Origin of the sequence: Tahibacter harae, assembly GCF_024437735.1 — a bacterium.
In the GTDB taxonomy this organism is placed as follows: domain Bacteria; phylum Pseudomonadota; class Gammaproteobacteria; order Xanthomonadales; family Rhodanobacteraceae; genus Tahibacter; species Tahibacter harae.
In genome coordinates this window covers 437217-454365 of record NZ_JANFQO010000001.1, presented here as the reverse complement: position 1 = coordinate 454365, position 17149 = coordinate 437217, and the positions used below count along the sequence as shown (strand labels likewise).

The 17149-nt window shown below is 67.4% G+C and carries 13 protein-coding genes; 8 read left to right on the top strand and 5 right to left on the bottom strand.

Going from position 1 to position 17149, the window contains the following annotated elements; translation table 11 throughout:
* Positions 1 to 158 precede the first annotated feature (158 nt).
* The 4 genes from NM961_RS01875 (at position 159) to NM961_RS01860 (ending at position 6999) form a co-directional block, all read left to right on the top strand.
* Positions 159 to 680, top strand: coding sequence for a disulfide bond formation protein B (locus NM961_RS01875; protein ID WP_255910668.1), 522 nt, complete (start codon positions 159 to 161; stop codon positions 678 to 680).
* 92 nt (positions 681 to 772) lie between these two features.
* Entirely contained in the window at positions 773 to 2176 is a 1404-nt protein-coding gene (locus tag NM961_RS01870; RefSeq protein WP_255910614.1) for a class II 3-deoxy-7-phosphoheptulonate synthase, read from the top strand.
* 390 nt (positions 2177 to 2566) lie between these two features.
* Complete coding sequence (locus NM961_RS01865) at positions 2567 to 5719, top strand: amidohydrolase family protein (protein ID WP_255910612.1); 3153 nt, start codon at positions 2567 to 2569, stop codon at positions 5717 to 5719.
* Positions 5719 to 6999, top strand: coding sequence for an amidohydrolase family protein (locus NM961_RS01860; RefSeq protein WP_255910610.1), 1281 nt, complete (start codon positions 5719 to 5721; stop codon positions 6997 to 6999). The genes NM961_RS01865 and NM961_RS01860 overlap by 1 nt, the downstream gene beginning before the upstream one ends.
* Positions 7000 to 7089: 90 nt before the next feature.
* Here NM961_RS01860 and NM961_RS01855 read toward each other — a convergent pair whose 3' ends face one another.
* The 3 genes from NM961_RS01855 to NM961_RS01845 all read right to left on the bottom strand — a co-directional run bounded on the left by NM961_RS01855 (position 7090) and on the right by NM961_RS01845 (position 12409).
* Positions 7090 to 7743: a class I SAM-dependent methyltransferase gene (locus NM961_RS01855; RefSeq protein ID WP_255910609.1), complete on the bottom strand. Its 654-nt coding sequence runs from the start codon at positions 7741 to 7743 to the stop codon at positions 7090 to 7092.
* Positions 7744 to 8050: 307 nt separating this feature from the next.
* Complete coding sequence (gene typA / locus NM961_RS01850) at positions 8051 to 9880, bottom strand: translational GTPase TypA (protein ID WP_255910608.1); 1830 nt, start codon at positions 9878 to 9880, stop codon at positions 8051 to 8053.
* Between the two features lie 342 nt (positions 9881 to 10222).
* The gene (locus tag NM961_RS01845) at positions 10223 to 12409 is read right to left on the bottom strand and encodes a pilin (RefSeq protein WP_255910607.1); all 2187 of its coding nucleotides are present in this window, start codon (positions 12407 to 12409) and stop codon (positions 10223 to 10225) included.
* A 151-nt stretch (positions 12410 to 12560) separates the two neighbouring features.
* Between NM961_RS01845 and NM961_RS01840 the strand changes: the two genes are divergently transcribed.
* Complete coding sequence (locus NM961_RS01840) at positions 12561 to 13082, top strand: peptidylprolyl isomerase (protein WP_255910606.1); 522 nt, start codon at positions 12561 to 12563, stop codon at positions 13080 to 13082.
* Positions 13083 to 13161: 79 nt separating this feature from the next.
* Here the strand turns inward: NM961_RS01840 and NM961_RS01835 are convergent, their stop codons facing one another.
* On the bottom strand, positions 13162 to 13419 hold the full coding sequence (locus NM961_RS01835) for a GlsB/YeaQ/YmgE family stress response membrane protein (RefSeq protein WP_255910597.1): 258 nt from the start codon (positions 13417 to 13419) through the stop codon (positions 13162 to 13164).
* Between the two features lie 140 nt (positions 13420 to 13559).
* Between NM961_RS01835 and NM961_RS01830 the strand changes: the two genes are divergently transcribed.
* The 3 genes from NM961_RS01830 (at position 13560) to NM961_RS01820 (ending at position 16188) form a co-directional block, all read left to right on the top strand.
* Positions 13560 to 14756, top strand: a complete 1197-nt coding sequence (locus tag NM961_RS01830) for an aminotransferase class I/II-fold pyridoxal phosphate-dependent enzyme (RefSeq protein ID WP_255910595.1) — start codon at positions 13560 to 13562, stop codon at positions 14754 to 14756.
* Between the two features lie 4 nt (positions 14757 to 14760).
* Positions 14761 to 15129: a glutaredoxin family protein gene (locus NM961_RS24085; RefSeq protein ID WP_255910593.1), complete on the top strand. Its 369-nt coding sequence runs from the start codon at positions 14761 to 14763 to the stop codon at positions 15127 to 15129.
* 72 nt (positions 15130 to 15201) lie between these two features.
* Positions 15202 to 16188, top strand: a complete 987-nt coding sequence (locus NM961_RS01820) for a malate dehydrogenase (protein WP_255910591.1) — start codon at positions 15202 to 15204, stop codon at positions 16186 to 16188.
* A gap of 142 nt (positions 16189 to 16330) precedes the next feature.
* Here NM961_RS01820 and aqpZ read toward each other — a convergent pair whose 3' ends face one another.
* Positions 16331 to 17023, bottom strand: a complete 693-nt coding sequence (gene aqpZ, locus NM961_RS01815) for an aquaporin Z (protein WP_255910589.1) — start codon at positions 17021 to 17023, stop codon at positions 16331 to 16333.
* Positions 17024 to 17149 lie beyond the last annotated feature (126 nt).

Here is a 17149-nt window from a genome sequence, read left to right as displayed (position 1 = left end):
GCCCCGCATACGCCGGCGCGCCATCCAGCGCGGTTGCGCGGCAATGCGTCGCAGCCGCGGCACTTTCGCGCGGGGCTGGCGGTCCATCAGCGCTGGGGCCGATACTCGCGTATTCCGGCCCTCTGTCCCGACCGTTGGAGTGACTTCGCCCCATGAAACTGAATCCGTTCTCCTGGTCGTTCCGCGCCCAGTACCTGTTCGGTGCGCTGTGTACTGCCGCACTGCTCGGCTATGCGCTGTTCGCCCAGTACCAGCTCGGCAAGGATCCTTGCCCGCTGTGCATACTGCAGCGCGTCGCGTTCTTCGCCATGGGGGTGTTCTTCCTGCTCGGCGCTATCCATGGTCCGCGCAGTGGGGGGCGCAAATACTACGCAATCCTCGTCGCGATTCCGGGCATCATCGGCGCGGCCATTGCCGGCCGGCATGTGTGGCTGACCACACTGCCTCCGGACAAGGTGCCGGACTGCGGCCCCGGCCTGGGCTACATGCTCGAAGCATTTCCCCTGTCCAAGACCCTGCAGATGGTGCTGACCGGCTCCGGTGAATGCGCCAAGGTCGACTGGACCTTCCTCGGCCTGAACATGCCGGCCTGGTGCCTGGTCTGGTTCGTCGGCCTGACCGTTTTCGCCCTGGCTGCCGCCTGGCGCAAGCCGCCGCGTCCGTATGCCAGCTCACGGTAATTCGCCATAAGTCGCGGCGCCGGCGCTCATGCGCTTGCGTCGCGGCGGCGCTGTGGCAAGATCATTTTCCGCATTGCAGCAAGGCCCGTGTCATGAGTCAGATCGAGCGCCATATCCACCCCGTCCGTGAAGCCAAGGACTGGACTCCCGCCTCCTGGCAGACCCGCCCGGCCGTGCAGCAGCCCAGTTATTCGGATCAGGCCGAGCTGGACCGCGCGCTCGCCAAGCTGCGCAACCTGCCGCCCCTGGTCACCTCCTGGGAAGTGATCGCCCTGCGCAAGCAGATTGCCGAGGCCCAGGAAGGCCGCCGTTTCCTGCTCCAGGGCGGCGATTGCGCGGAAAGCTTCGATGACTGCTCCTCGGCGCTGATCTCCAACCGCCTCAAGGTGCTGCTGCAGATGAGCCTGGTGCTCACCCACGGCCTCAAGCTGCCGGTGGTGCGCGTAGGCCGTTTCGCCGGCCAGTACGCCAAGCCGCGTTCAGCCGATACCGAGACCCGCGACGGCGTCACCTTGCCCTGCTACCGCGGCGATATCGTCAACGCGGTGGAATTCTCGCCCGAGGCGCGCCGGCCCGATCCGCAGCGCCTGGTCGAAGGCCATTCCCACTCCGCGCTGACGATGAATTTCGTGCGCGCCCTGATCGACGGCGGTTTCGCCGACCTGCACCACCCGGAATACTGGGATCTGGACTGGGTCAAGTACTCGCCGCTGATGAACGAATACCAGCGCATGGTCGAATCCATCGGCGATTCGCTGCGCTTCATGGAAACCCTGCACGGCGCGCCCATCGGCAGCTTCTCGCGGGTGGATTTCTACACCTCGCACGAAGCCCTGGTGCTGCACTACGAGCAGGCGCAGACGCGGCAGGTGCCGCGCCAGTGGGGCTGGTTCAACCTGTCCACCCATTTCCCCTGGATCGGCATGCGCACGGCCGACGTGGATGGCGCACATGTGGAATATTTCCGCGGCATCCGCAATCCGATCGCAGTCAAGATCGGGCCGTCGGTCAAGCCGGACCAGCTCAAGCGCCTGGTCGCGGTGCTGAACCCGGACAACGAACCCGGCCGCCTGACCCTGCTGCACCGCATGGGCGCGGACAAGATCGAGCAGCACCTGCCGCCGCTGGTCGAAGCCGTGAAGAGCGAAGGCGCGCGCGTGCTGTGGAGCTGCGATCCCATGCACGGCAATACCGAGTCCACCTCGTCGGGCGTCAAGACGCGCCGCTTCGAGAACATCCGCAACGAACTGGACCGCGCCTTCGACATCCACGCCGCCTGCGGCACCCGTCTCGGCGGCGTGCATCTGGAACTGACCGGCGAGAACGTCACCGAATGCCTGGGCGGCGCGCGCGATCTCACCGAGACCGACCTCGCCCGCGCCTACAAGACCAACGTCGACCCGCGCCTGAACTACGAGCAGTCCATCGAGATGGCCATGCTGATCGTGCGCAAGCAGACGCAGGTGGCGCCGGCGGAGACGCGCTTCCCGGCCTGAGGCCGAAAAGCTGCCCGGGATTGGTTAGTCGGAATTCGGGATCCGCAAAGGCCAGGATCCGGGATCGGCGAATCGGGATTCGTGGAAGCTGAAACCGGATGTTCGGGAATTGAGAAAAGCGCGCCTTCCCGGCGCGCTTTTTTTTTGGATTTCCCGCCGCGGGAATCTGCTGTCGCGTGCATCGCTTCGTGCAGGCTGGCGTCCACATCGCACCAGCAGCAGCCGGCGCCTTCCCATCTCCGCTACGCGAAGGCGCGCCGCTTCACTCGTGCCGGCCCTCGCCGTTGCAAATCCCGAATCCCAATTCCGGCGCTACCATGACTTTCGTCCTGTCTCGCAACCCACGCCCCGCCGCTATGCTGCCTTTTTGCCAACCAGCATGGGGATGACATGGGCATGGCGACGGCGCGCAAGCGTCTTTGGGGCGTATTGGCTGGACTGGCCTGCGCCACGGCAGCCGGAATGGCGGCGGCGGTGCAGCTGCCGAATGCGAATCCGGTGGAAGGCCTGCGCGACAACACACCGGGTTTCATCGCGCTGACCCAGGCGCGCCTGGTGGTGAAGCCGGGGCAGGTGATCGAGAACGGCACCCTGGTCATGCGCGACGGCGTGATCGTCTCGGCCAAGGCCGGCGGCGAGATCCCTGCCGGCGCGCTGGCGATCGACCTCGGCGGCAAGACCGTATTCGCCGGCTTCATCGACGCCAACAGCGAATACGCCCAGAGCAGCGAGCCCGCACCGGCCAGCGCCGCGCCGCCCGCAGCGGCGCCCTATACGCCGGCGCCGCAGCAGGGCGCGCGCCACTGGAGCAGCAAGGTGCGGCCCGAGCGCGATGTCTCGCGCACGCTCAAGCCGGATCCGAAAAAGGCCGAGACCCTGCGCAGGCTCGGCTTCACCAGTGTGCTCAGTGCGCCGGACAAAGGCGTGTTCCGCGGCCAGAGTGCCCTGGTTACGCTCGGCGATTCCATCCGCCTCAACGAGGTGCTGCTCAAGCCGCGCGTGGCGCAGCATCTTGCCTTCGAGATGAGCAAGTTCCCGTCCGCCGAATATCCCTCGTCGCTGATGGGCGCGGTCGCGCTGGTGCGCCAGACCTGGTACGACGCGATCTGGCAGCGCGATTACCAGGCATGGGCCCAGCGCCAGTCCAATCCGCCGCGGGCCGAGGCCAACCTCGCCCTGGATGCGCTGCAGGACAGCCTGGCCGGGCGCCAGCCGGTGGTCTTCAGCGCCGAGGATGAACTGGACTACGCCCGCGTCTTCGCGCTGGCGCAGGAATTCGGTCTCAAACTGGTGCTGGCCGGCAACGGCCGCGAATACCGCGACCTGGCCCGCATCAAGGCGGCCGCGGTGCCGGTGATCGTGCCGCTGAATTTCCCCGAAGCGCCCGCGGTGGAAGATCCCGAGCGCGCGCTGGAGCTGTCGCTGGCCGACCTGGAATCCTGGGAATGGGCGCCGTTCAATGCGCGCCGCCTGGCCGAATCCGGCATTCCCTTCGCCTTCACCGCGACCGGCCTGAAAAAGCCCGAGGAACAGTTCTGGGCCAACCTGCGCAAGGCCGTGAGCAGCGGTCTGGATGAGCAGTACGCACTGGCGGCGCTCACCGTGCAGCCGGCCGCGCTGCTGGGCCTGGGTCAGCGCCTGGGCAGCCTGGAGCCGGGCCGTGCCGCCCAGTTGGTGGTTGCCGACGCCGACCTGTTCCGCTCCGACAAGGCGCGCATCTACGAATCCTGGATCGACGGCCGGCGCTACGTGCTCGCCGATGCGGCCGCGCCCGATCCGCGCGGCAGCTGGAACCTGCAGTGGAGCGGCGTGCAGGGCCCGGCCACGCTGGAAATCAGCGGTGAACTCAACGAGCTGCTGGCCAAGGCCGGCGACCAGAGCTTCCCCGTCGTGCTCGACAACCGCCGCCTGACCTTGTATCCGGCCGGCAGCCTGCTGGGCCAGCGCACGGAGCGCTTCCCGGTCAGTCTGCAGCTCGACGGCGGCAGCGCCGAAGGCCGCGGCCTGATCGACGGCACGCGCGAATTCCGCCTCAGCGCGACGCAGACGGCGCCCAAGCCGCGCGCGCCGGCCAAGCCGCCGGGCGTGCCGGCGCTGCCGTCGGACGAGGCGCGCTTCCCGGCCGGCGAATTCGGCCGCGCCGCGCCGCCCAAAGTACAGAATGTGATAGTGCGGCACGCTACCATCTGGACCCAGTCCGGCCAGGGCAAGCTGGAAGACGCCGACCTCGCCGTCGCCGATGGCCGCATCGTTGCCGTGGGCAAGGGCCTGAAAGCACCCGCCGGCGCCATCGAGATCGACGCCCGCGGCAAGCACGTCGCACCCGGCATCATCGACACCCACTCGCACATGGCCGTGGCCAAGGGCGTCAACGAAGGCACTCACGCCGTCACCAGCGAAGTGCGCATCGGCGATGCGCTGGATCCCACCGACATGACCGTCTACCGCCAGCTCGCCGGCGGCGTCACCGCGGCCCAGCTGCTGCACGGCTCGGCCAATCCCATCGGCGGCCAGTCGCAGACCATCAAGTTGCGCTGGGGCGAGGATGCGGACGGCCTGCGCTTCGCCGCCGCGCCGCCGTCGATCAAGTTCGCCCTGGGCGAGAACGTCAAGCAGTCCAACTGGGGACCGCAGTTCAACCAACGCTACCCGCAGACGCGCATGGGCGTGGAGCAGATCGACCTGGACAGCCTGCTCGCCGCGCAGGATTACCTCGCCAAGCCGGCCAAGGGCGCGGCGCCGCAGCGGCGCGATCTGCGCCTGGAAGCACTGGCCGAAGTGGTGCAGGGCAAGCGCGTGGTGCATATCCACAGCTACCGCCAGGACGAGATCCTCGCCTTTGCGCGCATCGCCCAGCGCTTCAAGATACAGCCGGTGTTCCAGCACATCCTCGAAGGCTACAAGGTCGCCGATGTGCTGGCCCAGATCGGCGCCGGCGCTTCGGGCTTCTCCGACTGGTGGGCATACAAGATGGAGGTCAAGGACGCCATCCCGTACAACGCCGCGCTGCTGCAGTCCCAGGGCGTGGTGGCCAGCTTCAATTCCGATTCCGACGAACTCGGCCGCCGTCTCAACACCGAAGCCGCCAAGGCAGTGAAATACGGCGGCATGAGCGAGACCGACGCGCTCAACCTGGTCACCTTGAATCCTGCCCGGCAGATGCGCGTAGCCGACCGCGTCGGCTCGCTGGAGCCCGGCAAAGATGCGGACTTCGTGATCTGGAGCGCCAGCCCGCTGTCCGCGCTGGCGCGGGTGGAACAGACCTGGATCGACGGGCGCAAATACTTCGACCGCGACGAGGACCTGGCCGAGCGCACGCGCATCCACCAGGCGCGCGAACGCATCATCGCCAAGGCCCTGCCCGAACGCATCAAGGCGCTGGCCAGGAAGGACAAGAAAGACGGCGAGAAGAAGGATGACAAGCCGGCGGCGCCGAACGAAGAACACGTCCATGGCAACGAAGCAGTGCAGTACGCCAATCTGCGCGGCCCTTATCACAACAGCGAGCCGGTCAACACCTGTTCGGCGCAGGAGGCGCACTGATGAAACGTTTTTCCATTCTGGCTTTTGCGCTGATTTCCACACTGGCCAACGCCGCCGGCGGCGAATTCGTGCTGAGCGGCGCCGACCTGCACACGGTCAGCCACGGCGTGATCGAAAAGGGCGAGATCCTGGTGCGTGACGGCAAGATCGCCGCCCTCGGCGCCCGCGTGGACGCGCCCGCCGGCGTGCAGCGCATCGCGCTGGACGGCAAGCAGGTCTATCCCGGCCTGATCGCTTCGGACAGCCTGCTCGGCCTGACCGAGGTGGACGCGGTGCGCGCCACCGTCGACATGGCCGAATCCGGCGCGATCAATCCCAACGCGCGCGCCCTGGTCGCGATCGACGCCGACAGCGAACTGCTGCCGGTGGCGCGCTCCAACGGCGTGCTCACCGTACATGTGGTGCCGCGGCCCAGCGAGGACGGTCTGCTCACCGGCCAGTCCGCCCTGGTCAAGCTCGACGGCTGGACCTGGGAGGACATGAGCCTGGTCGCCAGCGTCGGCGTACACCTGGCCTGGCCGTCCACGCGCACGCCGCCCTGGCTGCCGGCCCAGGCGCAGGAGAAGGCGGCCGAAGCCGCGCGCAGGAAATTCGCCGCGATCGATACCGCCTTCCGCGAGGCGCGCAGCTACCAGGCCGCGCGCAAACAAAACCCGCAGTCGCCGACGGACCTGCGCTGGGAAGCCATGCTGCCGGTGCTGGAAGGCAAACAGCCGCTGTTCGTGCACGCCAATGAAGCGGTGCAGATCCGCGAGGCCCTGGCCCTGGCCCAGCGCGAGAAGTTGCGCCTGGTGCTGGTCGGCGGCATGGACGCCTGGCACTTCGCCGATACGCTCAAGGCGCGCGGCATTCCGGTGATCCTGGGTTCGTCGCACCAGCTGCCGCAGCGGCGCTGGGAGTCCTACGATTCCGTCTACACCGCTGCCGGCAAGCTCGCCGCTGCCGGCGTGCGCCTGGCCATCGCCAACGAAGGTGGCGCCTCCGACGAGCGCAACCTCCCGTACCAGGCCGCCAGCTACGCCGCCTTCGGCCTGGGCCGCGACGCCGCCCTGCGCGCCATTACCCTGGGTCCGGCCGAGATCCTCGGCGTGGACCAGCGCCTGGGTTCCCTCGACGTAGGCAAGGACGCGACGCTTTTTGTCGCCGACGGCGATGCGCTGGAGAACTTCACCAAGGTCGAGCGCGCCTGGATACAAGGCCGTGAAGTGGATATGTCCAACAAGCAGACGCGCTTGTACGAGAAATACCGCGGCAAGTACCAGGGCAAGCCCAGGAACTGAGGCGGATTATGTCTTGCTTCCTTTCCCCAGGCGCGTGAACACGCCTGGGGGAGAAGGCTTTTCCCGCCGCTGCTGCGTTGTTGTCCCGCCTCAATCCCCGGCCGCCACATACAGCGACAGCACCATCCCGTTCTCGCCGTTCCAGTCCTGCGCCTGCCAGTTGCGCCAGCGCGCGGCCAGCCGCAGTCCACAGCCGGCGGTCCAGTCATCGAGTTCGGCCAGGTGCAGCGGCAGCAGGCTGACACGGTAGCTGCGCTTGCCAGCTGCCGAAAGAAACTCGATATCCACTTCTGCTGGCGCTGCGCAGCTGCCATGGGCGGTCTCCAGCAGCAGTTTTGCGCCGGGCGCCATGCTGCGTGCCAGGCGTTCAAGCGCGGCGCGCTGGCTGCAGCGGTCCGGCAGCAGGGCCAGGGTGTCGGTCAGGCACAGCACCAGGGTGTAGCGGCCGGGTGCGGAGACGCGGCTGAAATCGCCGGCGGTAAGGCCTAGCGCCGCGGCGCCGGGCTTGCGCCGCAGCTGCTGCCGCATCGCGGGCGACGCCTCGATGCCATGCACGGGGAGTCCGTGAGCGAGCAGGGGCAGTGCGTAGCGTCCCGTACCTACGCCGGCTTCGAGCACCGCGCCGCCGGCGGCAAGCCCGACCAGCATCCGCAGCGCCTGGCTGCCCGGCGGCGGATAGATTTCGTCGTAGAACGCGGCGCAGCCTTCACCGTAGCGGGCTGCGTCGGCCGTGTCCTCGTTCATGCCTTGGCCTCGTACGTGAAAAAATCCCGGTTGCATCAACGATAGGCGCTGGACTCTCCTGCCTGCGCGTGGCGCTGCTTGCGTTGCCGCTGCCAGTTTCTGGTCACCGCCCCATGTCCCGCTCAGCCGCTTTTGTCTGCGCACTTGGCTGCCTGCGGGCGGGAGATACGGGGCCGCGCGAACGGCTTTCTCTGCGGCATTTCTCCGGCCCGCCCGCCGCGGCAGCCACACAGCAAAACGGCGGCCCTGGGCCGCCGTTTCGTATCTGCAGACCGAGTATTGCTCAGTCGATATGTGCGAGTAACGCTCAGGCCGCGCGCGAGTGCTTCTTGCGGTCGTTCTCGGTGAGGTGCTTCTTGCGCAGGCGGATCGCCAGCGGGGTCACCTCGACCAGTTCGTCGTCCTCAATGAACTCCAGCGCCTGTTCCAGCGACATCTTGATCGGCGGCGTCAGGTTCAGCGCATCGTCCTTGCCGGCGGCGCGGAAATTGGTCAGCTGCTTGGCGCGCAGGGCGTTGACGGTGAGATCGTTGTCCTTGGCGTGGATGCCGACCAGCTGGCCTTCATACACTTCCTCGCCGGCTTCGATCAGCAGACGGCCGCGTTCCTGCATGGCGAACTGGGCGTAGGCCGGCGAGGGGCCGGTGCCGTTGGAGATCATCACGCCGTTCTGGCGCGCGGCGATGGCGCCTTCGGCCTTGGGGCCGTAGTGGTCGAACACGTGGAACAGCAGGCCGGTACCGGCGGTGATGGTGCGGAACTCGGTCTGGAAGCCGATCAGGCCGCGGGCCGGGATCAGGTATTCCATGCGCACGCGGCCGCGGCCGTCGGGCTCGATGTTCTTCAGCTGCGCCTTGCGCTCGCCCAGGCGCTGCATCACGCCGCCCTGGTAGGGCTCTTCCAGGTCGACCACCAGCTGTTCGTACGGCTCCATCATCTGGCCGTCGATTTCCTTGATGATGACTTCCGGGCGCGACACGGCCAGTTCGTAGCCCTCGCGGCGCATCGTTTCGATAAGAATGGACAAGTGCAGTTCGCCGCGTCCGGAAACCTTGAATTTTTCCGCTTCGGCCGTGTCCTCGACCTTCAGCGCCACGTTGTGCAGCAGCTCGCGGTGCAGGCGGTCGCGGATCTGGCGGCTGGTGAGGAACTTGCCGCCGGAGTGTTCCTTCTTGCCGGCGAAGGGCGAGTTGTTCACCTGGAAGGTCATGCTGATGGTGGGCTCGTCCACGGTCAGCGCCGGCAGCGCCTCGACGGCGTCGGGCGAGCAGACCGTATCGGAGATGCCGAGGCCTTCGATGCCGCTGATGGCGATGACGTCGCCGGCCTGCGCCTCGGGCACCTCGTGGCGTTCCAGGCCCATGAAGCCCAGCACCTGCAGCACGCGGCCCTGCTTGCGCTTGCCTTCGCGGTCGATCACGACCACGTTCTGGTTGGTCTTGACCTTGCCGCGCTGCACCCGGCCGATGCCGATGATGCCGACGTAGGAGTTGTAGTCCAGCTGGCTTATGCGCATCTGGAACGGGCCGTCCGGATCGACCTGCGGCGCCGGCACCTTGTCGACGATGGCCTGGAACAGCGGATCCATGTTGCCTTCGCGCACCGAATCGTCCATGCCGGCATAGCCCTGCAGGCCGGAGGCGTAGACGACGGGGAAATCGAGCTGTTCATCGGTCGCGCCGAGGCGGTCGAACAGGTCGAAGGTGGCGTTGAGCACCCAGTCCGGCCGCGCGCCGGGGCGGTCGACCTTGTTGATCACGACGATGGGCTTGAAGCCCATCTGGAAGGCTTTCTGGGTGACGAAGCGGGTCTGCGGCATGGGGCCGTCGAAGGCGTCGACCAGCACCAGCACCGAATCCACCATCGACAGCACGCGCTCGACCTCGCCGCCGAAGTCGGCATGGCCCGGGGTGTCGACGATGTTGATGCGGTAGTCGTTCCAGCGGATCGCGGTGTTCTTGGCCAGGATGGTGATGCCGCGTTCCTTTTCCAGGTCGTTGCTGTCCATGACGCGGTCCGGGACCACGGCGCGCTCGTTCAGGGTGCCCGACTGCTTGAGCAGCTGGTCGACGAGGGTGGTCTTGCCATGGTCGACGTGGGCGACGATGGCGATATTGCGCAGTTTTTCGATGGACATGGCGATGCGCCCTGCGGGTGACCGGAGGGACTCTGGGATAGGAGAAGAGCGGCGATTATAGCCGGTTATGCGACGGTTTTGCGGCGTCGCAGCAGGGCCGCGTGGCGGCCCCGGGGTTCGCCAGCCGGGATTGGGGATCCCGGAGCCGCCGCCGGCTACGGCGACGTTCCGGGCAGGGCTCCAAAAAACGGCCGGATACTGCACGCAGACACCTGGCCCGAAGTGGCCATCTCAACCCAGGCGATTGTTTTCATTGGCTAACATGCCCGGCCGAAACCGGGCAGCCCCCATTTCCTCAGCCTGCTTCAACGAGGCCCGAATCCCCAATCCCGAATCCCGGCCTCACTTGCAACTGGCCGGCAGGTATTTGTCCCCGACGCTGGTCGCATCCGTCTCGCTGCCCAGGGCCGCGGCCGTGTCGTCGATTGCAGCGTTGCCGCAGCGCCAGACCAGCTCGCCGTCGAGCAGATAGGGCGAGATCAGCAGGGTGCTGCCGTGGAGCTTGCTGTCGGCCTCGTCGCCGAATTCGAGCACGATGGTGCCCTGGTCCACGTGATAGCCGGCGAGATACTTGAGCGATTCGCCCTCGTAATCCAGCTCCATGTCCTCGTCCACGCCCGGCATTTCGCCGTGCGCGGCGTAGTACTCGGCGACCGCCTGTTTCAGCGGGCCGCTGTCGGCGACCACGGCGGCGACCTGCGTACGCACGGCGTAGTCCTGATAGGCCGGGACCGCGACCGCGGCGAGGATGCCGGCGGTGGCGACCGCGGCCAGCCCGCCGTTGCTGAACAGCACTTCGGCCGGGTTCTGCTCGTAGGTCAGGCTCAGGCCGATGCGATCCCTGGTCGCATCCAGGCTGAGGCCGGTGGCGCCCTGAACCGGCAGCTGGAGTTCGGCGGCGTGGGGCAGGGAAGCCAGATCGACCTTCTGGCCCAGGCCGTCGGCCAGGGCCTGCAGGCTGCCGAGATAGGCGTAGTAGACCTGGCGCTGGGCATTGCGCGTGGTGCCGGTGATGCCGAGCACAGTCGCGTTCGGGTCGTAGGACTGGCTGCGCAGCCAGGTATCCAGCGTGCCGTCGAGCGTGGCGTCGGCGCGGTCGGCCAGGGCCTGGGGCACCTGGGCGAAGACCAGATAATCGCCTTCCTCGGTCCACCAGACGTGGTTGCCCATGCGGCTGTACAGCTGCACCCAGGCATCCAGCGCGGTCTTTTCCTCGGCCGTACCCGGCTCGGTCCTGGGCGGGAAACCGCTGATATGCAGGTGGTGCACGGTCGCTTTGCCGGCCTTGACCGTCTCGTAAGTCCATTTGAACTTGGCGACGAGTTCGTCCAGCTTGGCGTACAGGGCTTTCTTGTCCGGCACATGCAGCGCGGAATACGCGCCGGCCTGGTCCTCGAACGCGACCAGGCTGCCGCCGAGCAGGCCGATCAGCCCGGTCAGGTCCACGCCGATGTCGGTCTTGAGCTTTTCCTTGAACTCGGCATAGCGCTGGCGTGCCTCGGGGCCGAAATCGGTTTCGATGTTGGCCTCGATCTGGGCGATCTGGGCGGTGGTCGGCATGGCCATGGTGACGGCCCATTCCGGCCGGCCGGCGGTCTTCACGCCGGCCTTGAAGTCGGTGGGGGCGAAATACGACAGCAGGCGCGCGCCCGGCGCGGCCATGTGGATCTGCAGCTTGCCGCGGCCGTCAGCCGTGCCCCAGCCGCCGGCGATGCTCTGGCCCTTGTCGAGGAAATCGCGCAGCGCCGTACCGGGCCTGGCCGCAGGCATCTGGGCCGAGGCCATGCCGGTCACGCCCTTGAGGCTCATCCAGTAGAACAGGCCCTGGCCGGAGGCGTCGATGGTCTTTTCCGTCTCCAGCATGGCGTGCGGGCGGGTCTGCGCGGTCTGCTGCACCAGGCCGTCCAGGGCCAGGGCGGAGGCGGCCATGCCGAACAGGGCGTACAGGCGCTGGGATTTTGCGTCAAAGTAAATAAATCCATTGCTCGGCAGCTTGGCCTTGCCCTGGGCATCCAGCGCGGCCAGCGGCGATTTCAGTTCAGCCAGGCGCGCGTTCAGTGCAGCCACGTCGGCGAATTTGAGCGGTGCGGAAACGAGGATGTTGCTGGCCGGATTGGCGATGTCGCTGCCGTCGATCACGGCGATTTCCACTGGCGCGGTCACATCGTCCAGCAACAGCGCCACGGCGGGCGCGATGCCGGCCTGCTGCAGCAGCGGATCCTTGCCGATGTTGGCGCGCAGGTCGGCGATCAGGCGGGTATGCGCCTCGCTGGCCAGGGCCGGATCCAGCGCGCGGCCGTTCGGTGCGGCGGTCATGCCCCACAGGGTGGGGATGCGCACATAGGCCACGGTGTGCTCGGGCAGGCGCTCGCGCAGCCAGGCCGGGCCGGCGATGGCCGCGGCGGCGCGCTGGGCGGCGGCGCTGTCGAGTTTCACCGCGGCCGGGCCGGCCTGCTCCTTGTTGCAGCCGGCCAGGCCCAGGCCCAGCGCCAGTGCGGCAGCCAGGGCGGTGTGTCGTATCAGGGACATGCGGTTCTTCCTTGCTGAGGATGAGATCGGCCGCGGGCAGGAGGGGCACGGCCGGGAGGCGCATGCTAACCGAAGCGCAGGGGCGGGCGTCCTGGCGATTCTGTCCAGCGCCGTGGGGCGGCTATCATGCGCCCCCCACATGGAGAAGCGCATGAGCAACGAACTGATCGCCCATATCGCCACCGGTCGCGGCACCATCAAGCTGCGCCTGTTCGCCGACAAGGCGCCGCTGACGGTCGCCAACTTCGTCAACTTGGCCCAGCGCGGCTACTACGACAACCTGAATTTCCACCGCGTCATCCCGGATTTCATGATCCAGGGCGGCTGCCCGCACGGCAGCGGCATGGGCGGCCCGGGCTACAAGTTCGAGGACGAATGCCGTCCCGACCTGCGCCACAGCAAGCCGGGCATCCTGTCCATGGCCAATGCCGGCCCCGGCACCAACGGCAGCCAGTTCTTCATCACCCACGTGCCGACCAGCTGGCTGGACGGCAAGCACACTGTGTTCGGCGAGGTGATCGAGGGCCAGGACATCGTCGACGCGGTGCGCGGCGGCGACAAGATCGGTTCCATCCGCATCGAAGGCGATACCGCCCCGCTGCTGGCGGCGCAGAAGGCGCGCGTGGACCAGTGGAATACCGCGCTGGACGCGGCCGGCTTCAAGGCCAAGTGATACAGGGCGGCGCGGCCGTTGCGGCCGCGCCGCCGGTGCCGTCCCGCGGCCGCAGCCGGCGGGACGGGCGTGACTGGCCTTATTTCGGCTTCATCGCCAGGCGGTAGACGAACAGCAGGATCAGCGAGCCGATCGTGCCGCCGATGAAGCCCGACGGCGTGAAACCCGTGGCGGGCGTGCCGAAGATCAGGCCGCTGAGCCAGCCGCCGACAAACATGCCGGCGATGCCCAGCAGTGCCGTCACGAAGAAGCCGCCCGGATCCTTGCCCGGCATCAGCAACTTGGCGACGACGCCGATGATCAGGCCCAGGATAAACATCCACAGCCAGTACAGCATGAGGCTTTCCTCCGTGGTCAGGGTTGGTGCAGCGCGCGAACTGTACCGCGCCGCGCTTATGGCCAAAAGTCGGGCCGGATGCTGCGGCGCACTGTGCTAGCATTCCGAGGATTTTTTCTCCTCCCTGCACGAGAACGCACATGCTCAAGTTAGCCGAGCGCATGGGCCGCGCCAAGCCCAGCGCCATCATGGCCGTCGCCGAGAAGGCGAAGAAGCTCAAGGCCGAAGGCCGCGACATCGTCAGCTTCTCCATCGGCGTTCCCAACTTCCTGCCGGGCGAGCATGTCTACGCCGCCGTGCGCGATGCGCTGGCCAAGGATTCCGGCCAGTACGGCTCCAACCGCGGCGCCGACGTGCTGTTGGACGCCTATCTCAAGCACCTGGAGGAGGCCGGCCTGACCGGCTACACGCGCAAGAACGTGGCCACCGGCATCGGCGCCAAGCACGTGCTGTACAACCTGGCCGAAGCGCTGCTGGATCCGGGCGACGTGCTGACTTTCGCCGTGCCCTACTGGACCACCTACGTCGACATTGCCGACATCGTCGGTGCCCAGGCGCGCCTGCTGCCCTGTCCGGCGGAGCAGAACTACAAGCTCACTCCGGCCCAGCTCGACGCCGCGCTGCCCGGCACCAAAGTTTTCCTGTTCAACAATCCGTCCAACCCGACCGGCATGGTTTACAGCAAGGACGAGATCGCCGCCCTGGCCGATGTGCTGGTGCGCCATCCGGACGTCTGGATCATCTGCGACGACATCTACAACCGCATGGTGTTCGACGGCCTGGGCTACCACAATTTCGTCAACGCCCGGCCGGAACTGCGCGACCGCGTGATCCATGTCGATTCCATCTCCAAGACCTACGGCATGCCCGGCTGGCGCGTCGGCTTCATCGCCGGTCCGGAGAGCGTGGCCCAGGCCCTGGTCACGATGAATTCCAACCACATTACCAACATCCCGGAAATCGTCACCGCCGCCGCCGTCGCCGCGCTGACCGGCCCGCAGGATGTGCCCACGCAGAAGAACCTGGAATTCCAGGGCAAGCGCGACCAGGTGCTGGCCGTGCTCGACGCCATCCCCGGCGTGAAGTGCCCGCGGCCGCAGGGCGCGTTCTACGTGTTCCCGGACATTTCCTGTGCCTTCGGCAAGAGCCACAACGGCGAGAAGATCGGCAACGACGTCGACTTCTGCAACCTGCTGCTGCAGGCCAAGGGCGTGGCCTGCGTGCCCGGCTCGGCCTTCGGCGAGCCGCGCGGCCTGCGCATCTCCTATACCTGCCCGACGGCGCAGCTGGCCGACGGCCTCAAGCGCTTCGCCGAGTTCTTCGCCGAACTGAGCTGACGCCGTGCGCCGCCTCCTGCCGCTGGCCGCGCTGTTCCTCGCCCTGGTTGCCGTGGGCGCGGGGCTGGTCTGGCTGCGGCAGGAGAACCAGCGCCACGATCCGCGCCGGCATACCGGCGACAAGGGCATCGTGGTGCTGGCGGCCGACTGGTGCGGCTACTGCAAGCGTCTGCGTGCGGCATTGAGCGCCGCCGGCGTGCCGCACCGGGTACTGGACATCGAAGACGGCGGCGAGGGCGAGGGCGCCTATTTCGCCATCAGCCGCGGCGGTGTCCCCGTCACCGTGATCGGCCAGGAAATCGTCCACGGCTACGACACCCGGCGCCTCAACGAACTGTTGCGGGCGCAGGGCCATGAAGTGAACCTGCATTGATCCACTACCGGGGCCCCGCGGCCCCAACGACCGGCGCGCGAAACGCCCGCCCCAGAGCCTCAGGAGTTGACCATGAAAGCCCCCGTTCGAGTTGCCGTCACCGGTGCCGCCGGCCAGATCGGCTACGCGCTGCTGTTCCGTATCGCCGCCGGCGACATGCTCGGTCCGGACCAGCCCGTCATCCTGCACCTGCTCGAAATCACGCCGGCGCTGCCGGCCCTGCAGGGCGTGGTGATGGAACTCAATGACTGCGCCTTCCCGACCCTGCACGGCGTGGTCGCCACCGACGATGTCAACGTCGCATTCAAGGATGTCGACTACGCCCTGCTCGTCGGCGCCCGCCCGCGCGGCCCGGGCATGGAGCGCAAGGACCTGCTCGAAGCCAATGGCGCCATCTTCGCCCCGCAGGGCAAGGCCATCAACGACCACGCCAAGCGCGACGTCAAGGTGCTGGTGGTCGGCAACCCGGCCAATACCAATGCGCTGATCGCGCAGCAGAACGCGCCGGACCTGGATCCGAACTGCTTCACCGCCATGGTGCGCCTGGACCACAACCGCGCCATCAGCCAGCTGGCCGAGAAGACCGGCGCGCTCAACACCGATATCCGCAAGGTCACCATCTGGGGCAACCACAGCTCCACCCAGTATCCGGACGTGCACCATGCCAGCGTGAAGGGCAAGCCGGCGCTGGAGCAGATCGACCAGGCCTGGTACGAAGGCAGCTTCATCCCGACCGTGCAGCAGCGTGGCGCCGCCATCATCAAGGCGCGTGGCGCGTCCTCGGCCGCTTCCGCCGCTTCCGCCGCCATCGACCATATGCGCAACTGGGCGCTGGGTACGGCCGAAGGCGACTGGGTCTCCATGGGCATTCCCTCCGACGGCAGCTACGGCATCGCGCCGGGCGTGATCTACGGCTATCCCTGCACCTGCAAGGACGGCAAGTTCGCCATCGTGCAGGGCCTGGCCATCAACGAGTTCTCCCGCGCGCGCATGGACGCGACGGACAAGGAACTGCGCGAGGAGCGCGCCGGCGTCGAGCATCTGTTCGCGAAGAAGTAAGCTTTGCGGCGGCGCCGGCCGCCGCATGCAGTCAAATAAAAAAGGCGGCTTTTGCCGCCTTTTTTATTTGTTTCGCCGCCGCCGGGTCGGCGCTGATGGCGCGGAAACTTCCGCTCCGCGCGGACTTCCGCCGGCGCTGCGCTCAGTCCTTGGCCAGCACCGCCTTGTAGATCACCCCGCCGAGCACCGCGCCCACCAGCGGAGCGATCCAGAACGCCCACAGCTGCTGCAGCGCCCAGGCGTCGGCGAACAGGGCCACGCCGGTGCTGCGCGCCGGATTCACCGAGGTGTTGGTGACCGGAATGCTGATCAGGTGGATCAGGGTCAGGCACAGGCCAATCGCAATCGGGGCGAAACCCGCCGGCGCGCGGCCGTCGGTGGCGCCGAGGATCACGATGAGGAAGAACGCCGTCAGCACCACTTCGCAGATCAGCGCCGCCTGCAGCGAATAGCCGCCGGGCGAGTGTTCGCCGAAGCCGTTGGCGGCGAAGCCGCCCGGGGCGAAGCCGGCCTTGCCGCTGGCGATCAGATACAGCACGCCGCCCGCGGCGATCGCGCCCAGCACCTGGGCGATGATGTAGCCTGGCAGGTCCTTGGCCGGGAAGCGGCCGCCGGCGACCAGGCCCAGCGAGACCGCGGGATTGAAATGTCCGCCGGAGACATGGCCCACCGCGTAGGCCATGGTCAGCACGGTCAGGCCGAAGGCCAGCGAAACACCGGTGAAACCAATGCCCAGGTTCGGAAACGCCGCCGCCAGCACGGCGCTGCCGCAACCACCCAGTACCAGCCAGAAAGTCCCCAGGAACTCCGCTCCCAGTCGCTTGCCCATGCTCATGCCCTGTCTCCCATACGTGAGGACGATGCCGATACGGCCACGGTCCGGGCGTCGTCCCATCGCCGGTCCGGGCGTTGCTGCCGCTGCCGTCGTAGCGGCGGCGCCGGCCATTGTTACCACGCCGGG

What these genes read in the sequence shown, in the direction of transcription:
- NM961_RS01830 (WP_255910595.1), top strand. Translation starts at nt 13,560, where the DNA reads ATGCTCAAGTTAGCCGAGCGCATGGGCCGCGCCAAGCCCAGCGCCATC.
- NM961_RS01840 (WP_255910606.1), top strand. Translation starts at nt 12,561, where the DNA reads ATGAGCAACGAACTGATCGCCCATATCGCCACCGGTCGCGGCACCATC.
- NM961_RS01845 (WP_255910607.1), bottom strand. Translation starts at nt 12,409, where the DNA reads ATGTCCCTGATACGACACACCGCCCTGGCTGCCGCACTGGCGCTGGGC.
- NM961_RS01860 (WP_255910610.1), top strand. Translation starts at nt 5,719, where the DNA reads ATGAAACGTTTTTCCATTCTGGCTTTTGCGCTGATTTCCACACTGGCC.
- aqpZ (WP_255910589.1), bottom strand. Translation starts at nt 17,023, where the DNA reads ATGAGCATGGGCAAGCGACTGGGAGCGGAGTTCCTGGGGACTTTCTGG.
- NM961_RS01820 (WP_255910591.1), top strand. Translation starts at nt 15,202, where the DNA reads ATGAAAGCCCCCGTTCGAGTTGCCGTCACCGGTGCCGCCGGCCAGATC.
- NM961_RS01865 (WP_255910612.1), top strand. Translation starts at nt 2,567, where the DNA reads ATGGGCATGGCGACGGCGCGCAAGCGTCTTTGGGGCGTATTGGCTGGA.
- NM961_RS01855 (WP_255910609.1), bottom strand. Translation starts at nt 7,743, where the DNA reads ATGAACGAGGACACGGCCGACGCAGCCCGCTACGGTGAAGGCTGCGCC.
- NM961_RS01870 (WP_255910614.1), top strand. Translation starts at nt 773, where the DNA reads ATGAGTCAGATCGAGCGCCATATCCACCCCGTCCGTGAAGCCAAGGAC.
- NM961_RS01835 (WP_255910597.1), bottom strand. Translation starts at nt 13,419, where the DNA reads ATGCTGTACTGGCTGTGGATGTTTATCCTGGGCCTGATCATCGGCGTC.
- typA (WP_255910608.1), bottom strand. Translation starts at nt 9,880, where the DNA reads ATGTCCATCGAAAAACTGCGCAATATCGCCATCGTCGCCCACGTCGAC.